This window comes from Paenibacillus chartarius (assembly GCF_042432825.1).
GTDB classification, from domain to species: Bacteria; Bacillota; Bacilli; order Paenibacillales; family NBRC-103111; genus Gordoniibacillus; species Gordoniibacillus chartarius.
The window spans coordinates 18477-34816 of the sequence record NZ_JBHLWN010000045.1; the positions used below are offsets into that span (position 1 = coordinate 18477).

Below are 16340 nucleotides of genomic sequence, written 5' to 3' on the forward strand. Positions count from 1 at the left end.
TATGTCAGAAATGTTAGAATACCTTACAATTGGATCAAAAATACCTGACATAAGTATTGACGTGCTTTCTGGCGAAGACTTATAATATGGGCAAGACGACGAGCCAAATGATGAACATTGCTCGTATCAAACACTTTGAATGTACGGAAATAGGAGGGTAATCCATGTCTGTTCAGAACGTTTTAAACCTTATTAAGGAAAAAAACATCGAGTGGGTAGATTTTCGTTTCGTAGGTCTTCTTGGTAAAGAACAACACATTTCGCTGCCTGCGACTGAGGTGGATGAAGATACGTTTGTCAACGGTGTAGCATTCGACGGTTCTTCGATCCCGGGCTTCCGCGGTATCGAGCAGTCTGACATGGTTATGATGCCTGTTACGGAAACAGCTTATATCGATCCATTCACTGCACATCCTACTCTTATCATCATGTGCGACATCTATACCCCGGACGGCCAGCGCTATGACCGCGACCCGCGCGGTATTGCCAGAAAGGCTGAAGAATATCTGCAATCGACAGGAATCGGCACGAAGGCGTTCTTCGCACCGGAATCCGAGTTCTTCATTTTCGACGATGTTCGTTACGAGTCCGGCATGAACAAGTCCTTCTTCGAGGTTGATTCCGAAGAAGCTGCTTGGAACACAGGCCGCAAAGAAGAAGGCGGCAACCTGGGCTACAAAATCCCTGTTAAGGGCGGCTATGTACCGGTTGCGCCGATCGACACGCAGCAGGATATCCGCAGCGAAATGTGCCGACTGATGATGGAAGCAGGCCTGCGCATCGAGCGTCACCACCACGAAGTGGCGACAGCCGGTCAAGGCGAAATTAACTTCCGCTTCGACACGCTGACGAAAACTGCCGACAACCTTCTGAAATACAAGTACATCATCGCTAACACAGCTCGCCAATACGGCAAAGTGGCGACCTTCATGCCGAAGCCGCTGTTCGGCGACAACGGTTCGGGTATGCACGTACACATGTCCATTTGGGATCAAGATACTCCGCTGTTCTATGAAGCTGGCCAATACGCAAACCTGAGCGAAATAGCTCTGCACTACATCGGCGGTATCCTGTACCACGCTCCGGCGCTGATCGCTTTGACGAACCCGTCGACGAACTCGTTCAAGCGTCTGGTTCCTGGCTACGAAGCACCGGTTAACCTGGTATTCTCCGCAGGCAACCGTTCCGCAGCCGTTCGCGTACCGATCGCTGCCGTAACGCCGAAGGGCTGCCGCATCGAGTTCCGTACGCCGGACTCCACAGCGAACCCTTACCTGGCATTCGCAGCTATGCTGCTTGCCGGTCTGGACGGCATCCAGAAGAAAATCGATCCTCGCGCTCTGGGCTACGGTCCGCTCGACAAGAACATCTACGAGCTGTCCGACGCTGAGAAGGCAGAGATCCGCTCCGTACCGGGTTCCCTGGACGAAGCTTTGGACGCACTGGAAGCAGATCACGAGTTCCTGCTCGCAGGCAACGTCTTCACGAAGGACTTCATCGACAACTATGTCGAATTGAAGCGCGGCGAAGCAAAAGCCGTCAACATCCGCATTCACCCGCACGAGTACAGCCTGTACTTCGATTGCTAATTGACTATAGCACTCATATCGAGGCTCTCGACAATCGTCGAGAGCCTTTTACGCGAGAGGAGAACGGAGCGCGGCGGCTTGCAGCGGGAAATGGGCGAGGGCTTCATACATCGGCGTCCGTCCCAAGTGGCTGCGGTATAGCGTGATGGAGTCCGCCGTCCAGCGCAGCGAATGGGATTGCAGCAGCTCTTCGGCGGTTTCCAGCGCTTTACGGTCAAAGCCGGCTGAGCCATTGTAGCGCCGCGCCAGCGTGATATGAGGGCGGTACCCCCGTTCCTCGCGTTCGTAGCCTAACGCTGCCATAGCCCCTTCTACAGCGCTCTGAAGCTGTATTAGCGATGTTTTGTCGCCCTGCAGCCCTGTCCACAGGATGGAGGGGCGAGCGGGCGGTCCGAACACTCCAAGTGCTGCTGCTTGAAGCTCGAACGGCTGTAAAGCGGTGTCGGCTGCCGCCGAACGTAGCGCATCCATGACGGCATCAACCCGGGCGGCCGGCGTTTCCCCGAGAAATTTCAACGTAATATGGATGTCGTCGGGATGGGTCCATTTTTGAAAACGGACTTGATCTTTCAGCCTTCGGCCGATCTCATGCAGCGCAGCGCGAATATTGTCCGGGACAGGAACGGCGGCGAACAATCGCGGCGGCTGGTTTGTCGACTGGAATGCCTTGTGAGTCAAACGAGGGACCTCCTTGAACTGCAGGTGATTCGGTTAGCATTCCCCATTCCCACGGGAAACCTCGCGAGAAATCTTCACGATTATTTTGCTTGCCGAAGCCTATGAATATTGCTATCATAGCCCTAAATAAACGGAAAAAGGTGGAGTAGTTACATGGGAAATCGCGCTTATAATTTCAATGCAGGACCGGCCGCGCTTCCGCTCGAAGTACTGGAGCGCGCGGCTCGTGAGCTTGTCGAATATCAAGGAATCGGCATGTCGGTAATGGAGATTTCCCACCGGAGCAAGGAGTACGAAGCGCTGAACGACGAGACGCAGGCGTTGATCCGCGAGCTGTTCGGCGTACCGTCCGGCTACAAGGTTTTGTTCCTTCAAGGCGGAGCCAGCACGCAGTTCGCCATGATTCCGATGAACCTGCTCACCCCCGGCAAATCCGGGTCCTACGTACTGACAGGCGCTTGGGCGGAGAAGGCTTATAAAGAAGCAAAGCTGTTCGGCGACGTATCGGTCGCGGCATCGACGGAAGCGGACAAGTTCATGCGCATGCCTGCGGTCAGCGAGATTGTCGTCGATCCGAATACTGCGTATCTCCATCTGACCTCGAACGAAACGATCGAAGGCACGCAATTCGCCGAATTCCCGGATACCGGCAGCGTACCGTTGATCGCCGATATGTCGAGCGATATTTTGTCGCGTCCTGTAGACGTGTCGAAGTTTTCGCTGATTTATGCGGGCGCTCAGAAGAACTTGGGACCGTCCGGCGTAACCGTCGTTATCGTACGCGATGAGCTCGTGGAAGCTTCGCCGAAGGGCCTGGCGACGATGCTGCGGTACGATATCCATGCCAAGAACAACTCGCTGTACAACACGCCGCCGGCTTACTCGGTGTACATGATGAACCGTGTGCTGCAATGGCTCCGTGACAATGGCGGGGTAGCGGCGATGGAGAAGCGTAACATCGAGAAGACGGACCTGATCTATAATGCGATCGATAACAGCGGCGGCTTCTATCGCGGTGCCGCTCAGCCGGGCAGCCGCTCGCGTATGAACATCACGTTCCGTCTGGCATCCGAGGAGCTCGAGAAGCAGTTTATCAAGGAATCGGAGCAGCAAGGGTTTGTCGGACTGAAGGGTCACCGCAGCGTCGGCGGTCTCCGCGCCTCGACCTACAATGCCGTACCGCTGGAGTCGTGCAAGGCGCTTGCCGAGTTTATGAGCGATTTCCAACGCCGCAACGGATAAGGAAAAAGGATCATAACGGAGGGACATCCGGCCACGGGTGTCTCTCTTGCGTGTCGAGAAACGGCAATAAGGCTCCAGTGCCTTGCGGCAGTGGAGCCTTCAGTCGTCCATTAAGCGAGCACTTCTTTCACAACCGGTTCGGTCAGCTTGTAGCCGACATTCCGCACCGTAACGATATACTCCGGATTGCGGGCGTTGGTCTCGATTTTATCGCGCAGATGAGAAATATGAACGTCGACAATGCGCGTATCGCCGAGGAAATGATAGTCCCATACGCCGTGCAGCAGCTGTTGGCGGCTCAGCACTTTACCGCGGTGCTTGCAAAGGAAGAGCAGCAGCTCGAACTCCTTCGGCGTCAGCTCGATCGGCTTGCCCTTGACGGTAACTTCACGGCCTTCAGGCTGAATCGAAATGTCGCCGATGACGACAGGAGCGGAGTCTGAAGCGGACGGCAGAGCCTGCAGCCGGCGCATAATGGCTTGAATGCGGGAGATCAGCTCCTGCGGAGAGAAGGGCTTGGTCATATAGTCGTCAGCGCCGTTGTCGAGACCTGCGATTTTGTCGGATAAGTCCTGCATGGCGGTCAGCATAATAATCGGGACAAGGTTGTTTTGGTTGCGAAGCTTGCGGCATACTTGAAGTCCGTCCATCTTGGGCAGCATGAGATCCAGCACGATCAGGTCGGGACGGAACTGTTGGATCGCGTCGAATACGGCTTCGCCGTCGTATACGCAATGTACGTCATAGCCAACTAACTTTAGATTGAATTCGATCAGCATCGAGATCGAGGGTTCGTCGTCTACGACCAGAATTTTTTTCTTCATGCCGGGCGTGCTCCTTTATTAGTGAAGGTATTCTCATTATGCAAGAGCTCTATCATCCGCATATTAAGATCACGTAAACGCTGTGTAAAATCGGCCTGGACCGGCCAGATATACTTACATAATCGAAGAGGTGAAGTGAGCAAGATGGCGTTTCATATCGTACTCGTGGAGCCGGAAATCCCGGCTAATACCGGCAACATCTCCCGCACCTGTGCCGCGACCGGCGCCTGGCTGCATCTTGTCAAACCGCTCGGGTTCGACATTGACGATCGGACGCTGAAGCGTGCGGGACTCGATTATTGGCCCTCCGTGAAGCTGGAGGTGCACGATTCGTTCGCCGAGGTGGAAGAGAAATATCGGGGCTCCCGGTTTTTCTTTGCGACGACGAAAGCGACGAAACGATATACGGACTATCAATTCCAGGACGGCGATTTTCTCGTGTTCGGCAAAGAAACGAAGGGATTGTCCCCGGATATTCTCGCGGCTCATCCCGATACGCTGCTGCGCATGCCGATGGATACGAGCGCGGTCCGGTCGCTGAACTTGTCGAATTCGGTGGCGATCATGCTGTACGAGGCTTTGCGGCAAACGGGGTTTGAAGGATTAACCTAGCCCGCATAATAGAAGAAATCTAAAGAAAATTTATGCAAATCGGACTCCATCCAGCCAAAAATCGGAAGGATTTTCACCGAGGATGCCGAATAAGTAAGGGAAGATAGGTCTTTCGTTGCAGTCAGCATTTTGGCAGGAGCGAGGTGAGAAACCGATGATGAAGCCGGCAGGAGTTGTGAGGAAAGTCGACCAACTGGGGCGTATTGTACTGCCCAAGTCGCTGCGGAAGAGGTACCAGATGAACGAGGGGGATCCCGTGGAAATTCTGGTTCAGGGCGACCATATCATTTTGGAGAGATATCGTCCGAAATGCGTATTTTGCGGCAATATGGATCGGGTCTCGGAATTTAAAGAGCGCCATATTTGTGCAAATTGTTTGACCGAGATGAATGGATTGAAGGAACGCGCATAAATAAGAATGAACATGATATGGAGCTGCAAAAGCACCACCGCCTGAGTCGAACACGCTGAGGTCTGGGGTGCTTTTCCCTGCTTCATGCGATAATTGATACGACGAGAGGAGCTCGATTGCATGCCATTAGTCGATATGCCGCTTGAGAAGCTGTACAGTTATGAGGGAGTGAATCCGCGACCGGCGGATTTCGATGCTTACTGGGAACGGGCGCTGGCCGAAATGAAAGCGGTTGATCCGCAGGTTGAGCTCATTCCGAGCGCATTTCAGGTTCCGTTCGCGGAATGCTTCGATCTGTACTTCACCGGTGTACGGGGCGCGCGCATTCATGCCAAATACGTCCGTCCGAAGGGGGTTCAAGGCGAGCACCCGGCTCTCGTGCAGTTCCACGGCTATACGGGGAACTCAGGCGATTGGCACGATAAGCTTGTCTACGCGGCGCTTGGCTTCTCGATCGCATCGATGGATTGCCGCGGTCAAGGCGGCTTGTCCGAGGATACGGGCGGGGTAAAAGGGACGACGCATCATGGCCACTTCATACGCGGCTTGTCGGACGATCCGGACAACCTGCTGTTCCGCCATATTTTCCTGGATACGGCACAGCTGGCCGGCATTGTGATGGGCTTCCCGGAGGTAGACGAGACGCGTGTCGGGGCGACAGGGTGGTCGCAGGGCGGCGCGCTGACGATCGCTTGCGCCGCTTTGGAGCCGCGCATCCGCAAGCTCGCCCCGGTATATCCGTTCCTCAGCGATTACAAGCGCGTATGGCAGATGGACCTCGCCAAGGACGCCTATGCCGAGCTGCGCACGTATTTCCGCCACTTCGATCCGCAGCATGTACGGGAAGATGAGGTGTTCACCCGGCTCGGTTATATCGACATCCAGCACCTCTCTTCGCGAATCCGCGGCGATGTGCTCATGGGGGTCGGCCTCATGGATACGGTCTGCCCGCCGTCGACTCAATTCGCAGCCTACAACAAGATCACGGCGCCGAAGCAGCTGGAGATCTATCCGGATTTTGCCCACGAAGGACTACCGGGAATGCATGACAAAATTGTTCAATTCATGCTCGAACTTAGCAGCTGACTGTGAAAAACAAATCCCCCTGCCTCGCGATAAGCGGGACAGGGGGATTCTCTTTGCGAGGCTTACAGCCCCGATGTCTTGTCTTCGTTATAAGCAGCCGTAAGAATCGCCGCTAGGAACAACGCGCATGTAATCATCGTAAGCCAGAACGCAGCAGACATGAGGCGCACCTCCTGATTAATGTGACTGAACGGTCAATGCACAATCCGATCGACAGACTACCCCTATTATACCCAAGGCCCGCACAAATGAAAACGGCGAAAATGTGAACAATCACCGGAAAAACAAATAATGCGTCGCCAGCGGCCGCAGTTTGCCGTCCGACGGGCGGTTGATCACTTGGCCTTCCCAGACGAGCGTCGAGGAACCGCCGCCGTCCAGATTATAGGCGTCCTTGATGCCCAGCGAAACCATCTTGTCTTGAAGCTCGGCTAGCGTCGCGCCGGAGTTGCCGCTCTCATCGTAGCCGTCCGTCACGATGAACAGCAGCTGGTCGTGCTTATAGTTGCCTACGACGGTACGGGCTGCGCGGGCGGGCGAAGTCTGCCATTGCGCCGGAATCGGCTGTTTGACGCCGCCTTTCAATAAAACGGGGACGAACGTGGAGCCGAACGCCGGGCTCAGCTTATCCAGGTCCTCCTGCTTGCTGAATTTGCCGCCGATCAGCTTGCGGCTCGTGGAAATACCGATAAACGTCTCATCGTTGCGGCTCGGAAAGAAGCCGGTCAAATATTTGCCGGCAAGCACCGTCGTGTTGAGCGGATACCGTCCGGTATTGTCGTCGGCGAAGCCGCCGGCGTTGACCCCGGCTACCGCTCCGTACCGGCGCGCCGCATCCAGCGTTGTCTCGGAAGACCCGAGCTTGTCCTTGCCGAGCACCATCTTCATCGCTTTATCGGTCTTAAGATTCACCTTCAGGGCATAGCCGTTATAGCGGTCTCCGTCCAGATTGAACAGCTTCAGCTCAATATTGCCAGACGAGGCCTGCTTGATCGGTGTGCCGAGCTTAGCGGTAACCCTCATGTCATAGACGGCCGCCGGCCGCGCCGCTTGAAGCGCAGCGGTCTTAAGCAGCTCGGCGGTGACGACAGAACTCTGTTCGTACATTTGATAAAATTTCTCGATGACGCTCTTCGTTTGGCCGGCCGCGTCCTGCGCCTGCTCCAGCTTGGCGGAGATTCCGCCGATGCCCGTGCCAGCGGCATTCCCGCCGCCGGCGAGCGAGCTGTGGAGCTGCGGGACGGCTACATTCGTCTGCATCGTGAACAGCCAGAGAAGACCGCCCAGGAACGGGGCGCAGGCGAGAAGGAAGAGACGGTTCATCAATTGGACCGGATTCGCCATAGGTATGAAACCGCCTTCCTTACTTCAGCATATCCAAATTCGTCTTGAGCTCGTCGAGCTGCTTCTTCACATCGTTCAGCTGCGTGTACAGCTGGTTGCTGTTGTCCGTCTTGTTCGAGGCGCTGTCTTTAACGAAGGTAAGCAGCTCATTAAGCGTATCGACCTTCGTCTGCAGCGCTGCCATATCGCCCGTTACACTGTCGCGGAGCTGATTGACCTGGAGCTGGTAATCGGCCTGAATAGCCTGGAGCTGACGTTCGGTCTGGTCGGCGATATCTTGAGCGATTTGCGCTTTGACGTAATCCGTGTACAGCTTGGCTCCGGTGGCGCCGATGCCGATCAGCACAACCCAACCCGCCAGCAGCGTGATATATGTCCGCCGCTTCGACTTCGTACCGGACTTCGCCGCGCGTCCGGCTTGGATGCCTTCCGCTCTCTCGATCAGCGTATCCATGTTGCTTCACTCACCTCAAAACCTATAAATCTATTGACCAGTATACCACAATCTGACACATGGGTGCATCGTTCGCGGTTATTTGACCGCTTGCTTGCGGTATTCGGCGGGCGAGCTGCCGCACGCTTTCTTGAACACTTTGCTGAAATATTTTTCGTCTTGATAGCCGACAGCATCGGCGACGTCGACGATCCGCAGGTTCGGATTCGCGAGCAGCAGCCGCGCCTTCTGCATACGGATGTCAGTCAGAAAGTCGGACAGGTTGACGCCGAATTCCTGCTTGAATTTTCTGGAAATATACTCACGGCTTAAGAAAAATTTGGCAGCTATGTCTTGCAGCGACAAATCCTCGCGATAGTGCGTTTCAATGTATTTGGCGATATCGTGAATCGAGCTGCCTTCCCTCTGCTGTGCCTGGAGCAGCAATGCCGACAGCTTGACGAACCGGTCCGTGAGCTGCTGCTGCCAGCGGGTGACGGAGAATTGGCCGTTCTCGTCAAGAGCTACGATCGTCTCCCGGTCCTCCTCCTCGAAGCGCATATCCGCCAGGGCATCCGAGCCGGGAGCCAGCTGACGAAGCCAAGCCCTCCGCATGACGGTGAATTCCTCGCGCCACCGCTCGATCTGATCCATGCGGATGACCTGCAGCCGCCGGACCGCTTCGAACCAGGGGGACAGGGCTGCTTGGATATGCTCGGCGGAGCCGCTTCTCACAGCAAGCAGCAGCTGCCCTTCATATTCGGTGAGCGACAACGGACGGACCGGCGCGGCTTGCTCCGGCGGCCGGTGCAGCCATACGTGCTTGACCAATAGGTTTCGGTGCTGCAGCGCAGCTTGCGCTTCCTGATGGGAAAGCGGCAATTCGCCCGGGAGCGGCCGAGCGCTGCCGATACCGAAGTGCAGCCGCGTGCGCAGCGTGGCCGCCATCCCTTCGTTGATCTGCTCGAGCAGAGCGGTCGTACGGTTCAGTCCGCTCCACAGCAGCAGCACGATCTCGCTGCCGTCCCAGTAGCGGAAAGCGACCCCGCCGCGGCCGCGCTGCAAATATTCGTTGCATATGTTCACGAGCGAGAAGGCGAGCAGTTCTTGAGACATCCCGAACCGTTCCTTCAGCTTCTTCTCCATCATGTCCATGCGAGTCGTAACGACCTGCGCATGAGCAGCGTCAGGAGGAAGCCCGAATTCCTTCTGCAATCTCGCCGCGACTTGCCGGAACCGCCCCGGGTCTTGCAGAAGCGCAGACAGCTCCTTGTCCCAGAACACCGGCTTGATCTCGTTGATTTCGATCCGGCGCTCCCGCTCCTGCCGCCGTTCGTTCTCCTCGCGAAGCCAGGCAGCCCTCGCTTTGGCGATTGCCGCGTTGAGCTGGCCAGGATCGATCGGCTTCAAAATGTAGTCCGTTCCGCCATATTGAACCGTATGCCGCACCAAAGAGAAGTCGTCGTGTCCGCTGATGACGATCGTCTTGCTCTCCGGCGCGTTCGCATATAACCATTCGAGCAGCTGAGCGCCGCTGCCCGAAGGCATCATCATGTCGGTGACGATGATCTCGGGCTTATGCTCGGCAATCAGCCCGATCGCCGAATTGCCGTCCGCGGCTTCGAGCATGGTCGTGATGCCGTGCCGCTCGAAATCGATCAGCAGCCTCATCGCTTCCCGGACATGGTTCTCATCGTCGACTACCAACAGCTTCATATGGGATTCGCCTCCGTGTCCTTCTGGATGGGGACCTCGATGTGCACGACAGCGCCGCCGTCAGCGGCATTGGCCGCGGTCAGCCCGGCCCGCTCGCCGAAATAAAGGCGAAGCCGCTGCTGCACGTTGCGAAGGCCGATGCCCTCTTCCTCGCCGGGGGCGGCTCCGGCTCCTTGAGCGAGCTCCGCCCGGAGCAGCTCCAGCCGGCCCGGCGAAATGCCGGGGCCGTTATCTTCGATCGTCAAGCGCAGCATATCGCCGATCTGTTCGCTGCGGACCGTCAGCTTACCGATAGTGCCTTCGCTTCCCCCGGCTTGATGGAACGCATGTTTGAAATAATTTTCGACAATCGGCTGTACAATCATCTTCGGCACTAGGCAATCGTACGTCTGCTCGTCCAGCTCGTAGACAATGTCGACCTGATCGTCGAAGCGCTGCTTCTGCAGGGCGAGATACGCTTTGACGTGCTCCAGCTCTTTCTTAAGCGGCACGGTCGTTTCGGTTGTCATGTTGTACCGCATCATACGCGCGAGAGAGGACAGGAGCGAATAAATTTGCGTCGCGCCGAGCCTTAGCGCCAGCGTGCCGATCGACTGCAGCGCATTGTTCAGGAAATGAGGATTGACCTGGGCCTGCAGCACTTTCAATTCGTTCGTCTTATTCGCCAGCTCGAGCTTGTACTCCTTCAAGACAAGGTTGTTGATCGTTTCCATCATCGATTGGAAACGCTGCGCCAGAATACCGATCTCATCCTGCGAGTCGACGGCGATCCGGACATCCAGCCGTCCGGTTTGAATCTTGGTAATATACCCGATCAGCCGTTTGATCGGCGACGTGATGCGCAGGCTGATCGCAAGCGTAGCCGCAACGATGATCAGCAGAGATACGACGGCAATGGCCATCAGAATCAAATTCAATTCACGGGCGCTTTCGTACAGGAAAGCATCGGGCACCCGCTTCACGAGAACCCAGTTCATATACGGGGTTTCCATGCGCGTATACACATGCGTGGCTTGATCGCCGTCGAAGCTCCCTTCCGGTGCGGCGTGACGCTGCAGCATGACGTGCAGCCAGGCTGACATTTGCGCACGTTCCGGTTCATTCGCGGTCGTATAGATGATTTGTCCTTGTTCGTTAAGCAAGTAAAGCTCTTCCCGGTCCTGTACGACGAGCGGGTCGCAAATTTCCCGCAAAACGTCGAGCCCTGCATCAATCGATAGCGTTCCGAGCACTTTAGTGGAGGGAACGTCGTAGATAATCCGATGCATGGAGATGACCGTTTCAGGGGGATAATAAGGAAACTGCTGCTGCATCCCGTAATAGCTGCTTTCGTGGGAAGGCTGTACATAAGAGTCGACTCCTGGCGGAAAAGTAACCTCGTTTTGCTCTTGATAGCTCCGCTTGGCCGAGTCGTTAATCAGCAGCGTCGTTTGCTTGGAGGCGTTCACATAAAGTCTGACCTGGAACGTCCCCTTGACCGCGTGCAAAATATTTTGCAGTGACGTATACAATTCGCCACGGCTGACATAATCGTCGGCCCCCGTCTGCATGATTCTCAGCATCGAATCGGAGGTTTGGAATGGCCGGCCGTTATAAACGAGGAAGGTGGTCTGATTTAATGAGTTCATGTAGTTTACAATGTTGGATCTGGCCTGGAAAAGAAGGTTGGCATTCTCGCGAACCGTCCGGTTCTTGAGCGTTTCCTTCGTATAGGCATAAGTAATCGCCATCGAGAGGACGGTCGGAATGACCGTGGCGATCAGCATCAGCGCGATTAACTTCGTACGGATACTGGTTGTCCGTATCATCATAAGCTTCCTTCTTTCCGCAGCATCGGCAGGTCAATATATTCCACCTAACGTATCACAGGCATGAGTGGCTGACGCCGTCAGCCGAGTCCTATACTGATATCACCAATCTTTAGGAGGGAGCAATATGAACAGAAAAGGATCCGAGTTCGTCCAGCAGCTTGTTTTCGTGGGACCGGCTCTTGTATTCTTCACCATCATCATGATTTTGCCGTTCTTGCTGGGCATGTACTATTCGTTTACAAGCTGGAACGGCGTTTCGGGAACGGTGACGTGGGTCGGCTTCGCTAATTTTAAGACGATCTTTGCGAATGATCAAGACTTTTGGCGATCTTTCTGGTTTACGACCCGATTCACCGTCGTCGGTGTCATTGTAACCAATCTCGTCGGCTTCGGACTGGCTTTCTTGCTGACCAGACCGCTCAAGCTGCGCAATGCGCTCAGAACGATTTTCTTCATGCCGAACGTCATCGGCGGCCTGCTGCTCGGCTTCATCTGGCAGTTCATTTTCGTCAAAGGCTTTGCCGCCGTCGGCGAGGTGACGAATTGGCCTTTGTTCCAGCTGCCGTGGCTCGGCGATGAAGCGACCGGCTTCTGGGGCATTATCATCGTGTTTACGTGGCAGGCGGCCGGCTATTTAATGGTCATTTACATCGCCGCTCTCACCAACGTTCCGAAGGAGCTGATCGAAGCCGCTCACATCGACGGAGCGAGTGCATGGACGCTGCTGCGCAACGTGATCGTGCCGCTCATTATGCCGGCGGTTACCGTATGCCTGTTCCTTGCGATATCGTGGTCGTTCAAGATGTTCGATCTGAACTTGTCGCTGACAAAGGGCGGGCCGTTTCGGTCAACCGAATCGCTTGCGCTTAATATCTATAATGAAGCGTTCCAGAACAACCGTTACGGTCTCGGTACTGCGAAGGCGCTGCTATTCTTCCTGATCGTCGCGATCGTGACGTCGATTCAGGTGCGCGTGACGAAGAGCAAGGAGGTTGAAGCGTAATGGATACAGGAAATCGATACGGCTTGCGATGGCTGACGATTGAAGTCATCACCGTGATTATCGCGATTTTGTTTCTGGTGCCGTTCTACTTCCTATTCGTGAACTCGGTCAAGAGCTTCGGCGAGCTGCTGTCCGATTCCGCCGGCTGGCCGAACGAGTTCCATTTCGAAAACTACAGCAAAGCATGGAAAATTACGAATTTCCCGCATGTCTTCTGGAACTCGCTGCAAATTACGGTTCTCAGCAACATCGGTATTGTGCTGTTCGCCTCTATGGCCGCATACCGGATGGTTCGAAGGAATACAAGGATAAACCGGTTCTTGTTCAGTCTTTTCGTAGCGGCTATGGTCATTCCGTTCCAATCGATCATGATTCCGCTCGTGAAGGTCACGTATAACTTCGGTTTGCTGAACAGCATTTGGGGTCTCACGGTGTGCTATTTCGGCTTCGGCATCCCGCTTTCGCTGTTCCTGTTCCACGGCTTCGTCAAATCGATACCGCTGGAAGTCGAAGAATCGGCCGTTGTCGACGGCTCGTCTCCGTACGGGGTGTTTTTCCGGATCGTTCTGCCGCTATTGAAGCCAATGTTTGTGACGGTCATCATTTTGAACTCGCTTTGGATTTGGAACGACTTCCTGCTGCCTTCGCTAATCCTGCAAAGGCCGTCGCTGCGAACGATTCCGATGGCGACGTTCTCGTTCTTCGGTCAATACACAAAGCAGTGGGATTTGGCGCTCCCTGCGCTCGTGCTGGGCATCACGCCGATCATCATTTTCTTCCTGGCGCTTCAGAGGTATATTGTGGAGGGGATTACGGCGGGCTCGGTCAAAGGGTAAAACAGGGGGGCGGCAAGCGGTTACATGAATCAATTTCTTCCACCGTTTCGTTCAATATCTTCTCATTACAACAAAATATGAATGTTTTAATATGAAATTGTAAAACTAAATATGAAATTCAAATAAAGGGAGGCATTATCATGAAAAGGGCTTCGGTCACTGCTCTTTCCGCAGCGCTTTCCTTGTCGCTTCTGGCGGCGGGCTGCGGCAACAACGATAACAACAACACCGGCACGAACACAGGCACGGCTACCGGGGGAAATACAGGGGCGGCAGCGGGCAAAGAGGTTACCATCAAGATTTTCCAGTTTAAGGTCGAGATCGCAGAGGCGCTTAAGAAAATGCAAGCGGAATACGAAGCCTCCCATCCCGGCGTAAAGCTGCAAATCGAAACGGTCGGCGGCGGCGCGGACTACGGTGCGGCTCTCAAAGCGAAGTTTGCTTCCGGCGACCAGCCGGATATCTTCAACAACGGCGGCTTCCAAGAGATGAACACCTGGATGGATCGCCTGGAAGACTTGTCCGACCAGCCTTGGGTCGCCAACGTCCTGCCGGTGGCGAAGGAACCAATGACCAAAAACGGCAAGCTGTACGGCATGCCGATGAACGTCGAAGGCTACGGCTTCCTGTACAATAAAGATCTGTTCGCCAAAGCGGGCATCACGGAGCTGCCGAAGACGCTGTCTCAGCTGCAAGCTGCCGCCGAGAAGCTAAAGGCCGCCGGAATTACACCGTTCTCCAACGGCTATCAGGAATGGTGGATCCTCGGCATCCATAACGTCAACGTTGCGATGGCGCGTCAGTCCGATCCGGCCAAATACATCGAGGGTCTGTACGCCGGCACGGAAAAAATTCCGGGCAATGCGGTATTCAACGATTGGGTGAAGCTGCTCGATACGACGATTAAATATTCTTCGAAAAATCCGCTGACGACGGACTACAACACGCAGGTGACGCAGTTCGCGAAAGGCGAAGCGGCCATGATGCAGCAGGGCAACTGGACGCAAGTGCAGATCAGCGGCATTAACAAAGACATCAAGATCGGCGTGCTGCCGATGCCGATTAACGAAGATCCGGCCGCTAACGATAAGCTGTTCGTCGGCGTACCGAATAACTGGGTTATCAACAAGGACTCCAAAGTTAAGGCTGAGGCGAAGGAGTTCCTGAACTGGATGGCTACCTCCGACATCGGCAAGCGTTACATGACGAAGGAGTTCAAGTTTATTCCGGCATTCACGAACGTTACGGCGGATCCTGCCGATGTCGGCGAAATCGCAGTGGCGATCATGGATTACAACAAAGCGGGCAAAGTGCTCGGCTGGCACTGGCCTCGTCTGCCGGAAGGCACGACGCAGCTGTTCGGTGCGAACTTGCAGGCGTACATCGCGGGCAAAATGAATGCGCAGCAGCTGCTTGAAGCGCTGCAGAAGTCGTTCGATCAGCAAAAAGCAGGCGTAGCGAAGTAAGAGGTTTCGGAAAAACCGGTCTTCTCTAAGGGGAGGGCCGGTTTTTTGTGCCTACATCTGAAAGTATAAAAATTCGTTATACTTTGGCTGATTCCGCTATGGTAAACGCGCCGTCTTGAGGACGGCGTAAGCCGTTTATCCTTGGCTTGGATTGGTTCCGCAGGGGATGGGGGAAGCTATACGTACGAATGAAATAGGATGGAAGGGTGACGGACATGGACAAGCAGGAATATGACGCGATCATCATCGGCGGCGGGATTGCCGGGCTGCAAGCGGCGATTCAGCTCGGACGATCGCTTCGTAAAGTCGTCGTAATCGACAAGGGAGAGGGCCGGTCGACGCTGTGCCGGAGCTATCATAACGTGCTTGGGTACCCGAACGGGATTTCGGGCGAGGAGCTGCGATATATCGGGCGCGGGCAGGCGGAGAAGGTTGGCGTGCAGTTTGTTCTGGATGAAGCCGTTGATGCGAAGCGACTTCAGGACGGACGCTTCGAGGTGACGGGCAAGCTGAGCGGCGTGTACCGGTGCGACGAGCTGCTGATCGCCACCGGCATCGCCGACAGGCTTCCCGAGGTGCCCGGCCTCAAGCCGTGCTTGGGTAAAACCATTTATATTTGCCCTGACTGCGACGGGTATGAGGTCAAGAACAAAAGCACGGTGGTAATCGGCTCGGGAGGGACCGGCGCGGGAATGGCGGTATCGCTGCTGTATTTTACCGATCGGGTGACGCTGGTGAATCACGTATGGGAGGGCGGCCCGGCCAAAGCGATTCCTCCTGAGCTGGAGCAGCAGCTTCGTGCCGGCGGGGTTGACATCGTAACGGGAACGATCGCGGAAGTAGTAACGAAGGGCGACGGAGAGTTCCAGGCCGTTCGGCTGACGGACGGCAGGGAGCTGGCCGGAGAACGGGGCTTTGCTTCGTTCGGCGGCAATACGGTGAATACGAAGCTGTTTCAGCTGCTTGGGGCGGAGCGGATGGAATCGGGTCATGTCGTCGTCGAACCGCGGACCCAGATGACGTCGGTGCCCGGCTTATTCGCGGCCGGCGATGTCGCCGTCCACTCGGAGCAGTTGACGATTGCGATGGGTAACGGGCAGCAGGCGGCGATCTGGATCCATAAGCGGCTCAAGGAACGGGACAAGAAGCGGGCCGGCGGGTCCGCAGCGAATGCGGCGGCGGCTGGGGCGAGGTAACGGGGCGAGAGGTGCAGGGAATTGGGGCAAGGCATCGATGCGAGGTGCAGGGACCTGTGAAGCGAGGCTTAGTAGAGAGACGAGGTAACGGG

Annotated in this window: 15 protein-coding genes; 9 read left to right on the forward strand and 6 right to left on the reverse strand. The window is 55.5% G+C overall.

What is annotated here, in order from left to right; all coding sequences use genetic code 11:
* Positions 1–164 precede the first annotated feature (164 nt).
* Positions 165–1589 (forward strand): type I glutamate--ammonia ligase, encoded by a 1425-nt coding sequence (gene glnA, locus ACFFK0_RS11280; RefSeq protein WP_377470284.1) that lies wholly within the window; start codon positions 165–167, stop codon positions 1587–1589.
* A gap of 48 nt (positions 1590–1637) precedes the next feature.
* Here the strand turns inward: glnA and thpR are convergent, their stop codons facing one another.
* Complete coding sequence (thpR, locus tag ACFFK0_RS11285) at positions 1638–2267, reverse strand: RNA 2',3'-cyclic phosphodiesterase (RefSeq protein WP_377470285.1); 630 nt, start codon at positions 2265–2267, stop codon at positions 1638–1640.
* A 153-nt stretch (positions 2268–2420) separates the two neighbouring features.
* Between thpR and serC the strand changes: the two genes are divergently transcribed.
* Positions 2421–3509, forward strand: a complete 1089-nt coding sequence (gene serC, locus ACFFK0_RS11290) for a 3-phosphoserine/phosphohydroxythreonine transaminase (protein ID WP_377470286.1) — start codon at positions 2421–2423, stop codon at positions 3507–3509.
* A 110-nt stretch (positions 3510–3619) separates the two neighbouring features.
* Here the strand turns inward: serC and ACFFK0_RS11295 are convergent, their stop codons facing one another.
* Positions 3620–4333 (reverse strand): response regulator, encoded by a 714-nt coding sequence (locus tag ACFFK0_RS11295; RefSeq protein ID WP_377470287.1) that lies wholly within the window; start codon positions 4331–4333, stop codon positions 3620–3622.
* 144 nt (positions 4334–4477) lie between these two features.
* Between ACFFK0_RS11295 and trmL the strand changes: the two genes are divergently transcribed.
* The 3 genes from trmL to ACFFK0_RS11310 all read left to right on the forward strand — a co-directional run bounded on the left by trmL (position 4478) and on the right by ACFFK0_RS11310 (position 6443).
* Entirely contained in the window at positions 4478–4945 is a 468-nt protein-coding gene (gene trmL, locus ACFFK0_RS11300; protein WP_377470334.1) for a tRNA (uridine(34)/cytosine(34)/5-carboxymethylaminomethyluridine(34)-2'-O)-methyltransferase TrmL, read from the forward strand.
* Positions 4946–5102: 157 nt separating this feature from the next.
* Positions 5103–5357 carry an AbrB/MazE/SpoVT family DNA-binding domain-containing protein gene (locus tag ACFFK0_RS11305; RefSeq protein WP_377470335.1) on the forward strand — a complete coding sequence of 85 codons (255 nt, stop codon included), beginning with the start codon at positions 5103–5105 and terminating at the stop codon, positions 5355–5357.
* A gap of 120 nt (positions 5358–5477) precedes the next feature.
* A complete protein-coding gene (locus ACFFK0_RS11310) occupies positions 5478–6443 on the forward strand; it encodes an acetylxylan esterase (protein WP_377470289.1) in 966 nt (321 codons plus the stop codon).
* 273 nt (positions 6444–6716) lie between these two features.
* On the opposite strand, the gene ACFFK0_RS11315 is transcribed toward ACFFK0_RS11310, so the two are convergent.
* The 4 genes from ACFFK0_RS11315 to ACFFK0_RS11330 form a co-directional block, all read right to left on the reverse strand.
* A complete protein-coding gene (locus ACFFK0_RS11315; RefSeq protein ID WP_377470290.1) occupies positions 6717–7787 on the reverse strand; it encodes a phosphodiester glycosidase family protein in 1071 nt (356 codons plus the stop codon).
* A 19-nt stretch (positions 7788–7806) separates the two neighbouring features.
* Positions 7807–8241 (reverse strand): hypothetical protein, encoded by a 435-nt coding sequence (locus tag ACFFK0_RS11320; protein WP_377470291.1) that lies wholly within the window; start codon positions 8239–8241, stop codon positions 7807–7809.
* A gap of 78 nt (positions 8242–8319) precedes the next feature.
* On the reverse strand, positions 8320–9936 hold the full coding sequence (locus tag ACFFK0_RS11325) for a response regulator (protein WP_377470292.1): 1617 nt from the start codon (positions 9934–9936) through the stop codon (positions 8320–8322).
* The gene (locus ACFFK0_RS11330; protein ID WP_377470293.1) at positions 9933–11747 is read right to left on the reverse strand and encodes a cache domain-containing sensor histidine kinase; all 1815 of its coding nucleotides are present in this window, start codon (positions 11745–11747) and stop codon (positions 9933–9935) included. The genes ACFFK0_RS11325 and ACFFK0_RS11330 overlap by 4 nt, the downstream gene beginning before the upstream one ends.
* A 124-nt stretch (positions 11748–11871) precedes the next feature.
* On the opposite strand from ACFFK0_RS11330, the gene ACFFK0_RS11335 reads away from it, so the two are divergent.
* From ACFFK0_RS11335 to ACFFK0_RS11350, 4 genes are all read left to right on the forward strand, one after another.
* Positions 11872–12750 carry a carbohydrate ABC transporter permease gene (locus ACFFK0_RS11335; protein WP_377470294.1) on the forward strand — a complete coding sequence of 293 codons (879 nt, stop codon included), beginning with the start codon at positions 11872–11874 and terminating at the stop codon, positions 12748–12750.
* On the forward strand, positions 12750–13586 hold the full coding sequence (locus tag ACFFK0_RS11340; RefSeq protein ID WP_377470295.1) for a carbohydrate ABC transporter permease: 837 nt from the start codon (positions 12750–12752) through the stop codon (positions 13584–13586). The genes ACFFK0_RS11335 and ACFFK0_RS11340 overlap by 1 nt, the downstream gene beginning before the upstream one ends.
* Positions 13587–13726: 140 nt before the next feature.
* A complete protein-coding gene (locus ACFFK0_RS11345; RefSeq protein WP_377470296.1) occupies positions 13727–15052 on the forward strand; it encodes an ABC transporter substrate-binding protein in 1326 nt (441 codons plus the stop codon).
* Between the two features lie 215 nt (positions 15053–15267).
* Positions 15268–16248, forward strand: a complete 981-nt coding sequence (locus tag ACFFK0_RS11350; RefSeq protein WP_377470297.1) for an NAD(P)/FAD-dependent oxidoreductase — start codon at positions 15268–15270, stop codon at positions 16246–16248.
* Positions 16249–16340 lie beyond the last annotated feature (92 nt).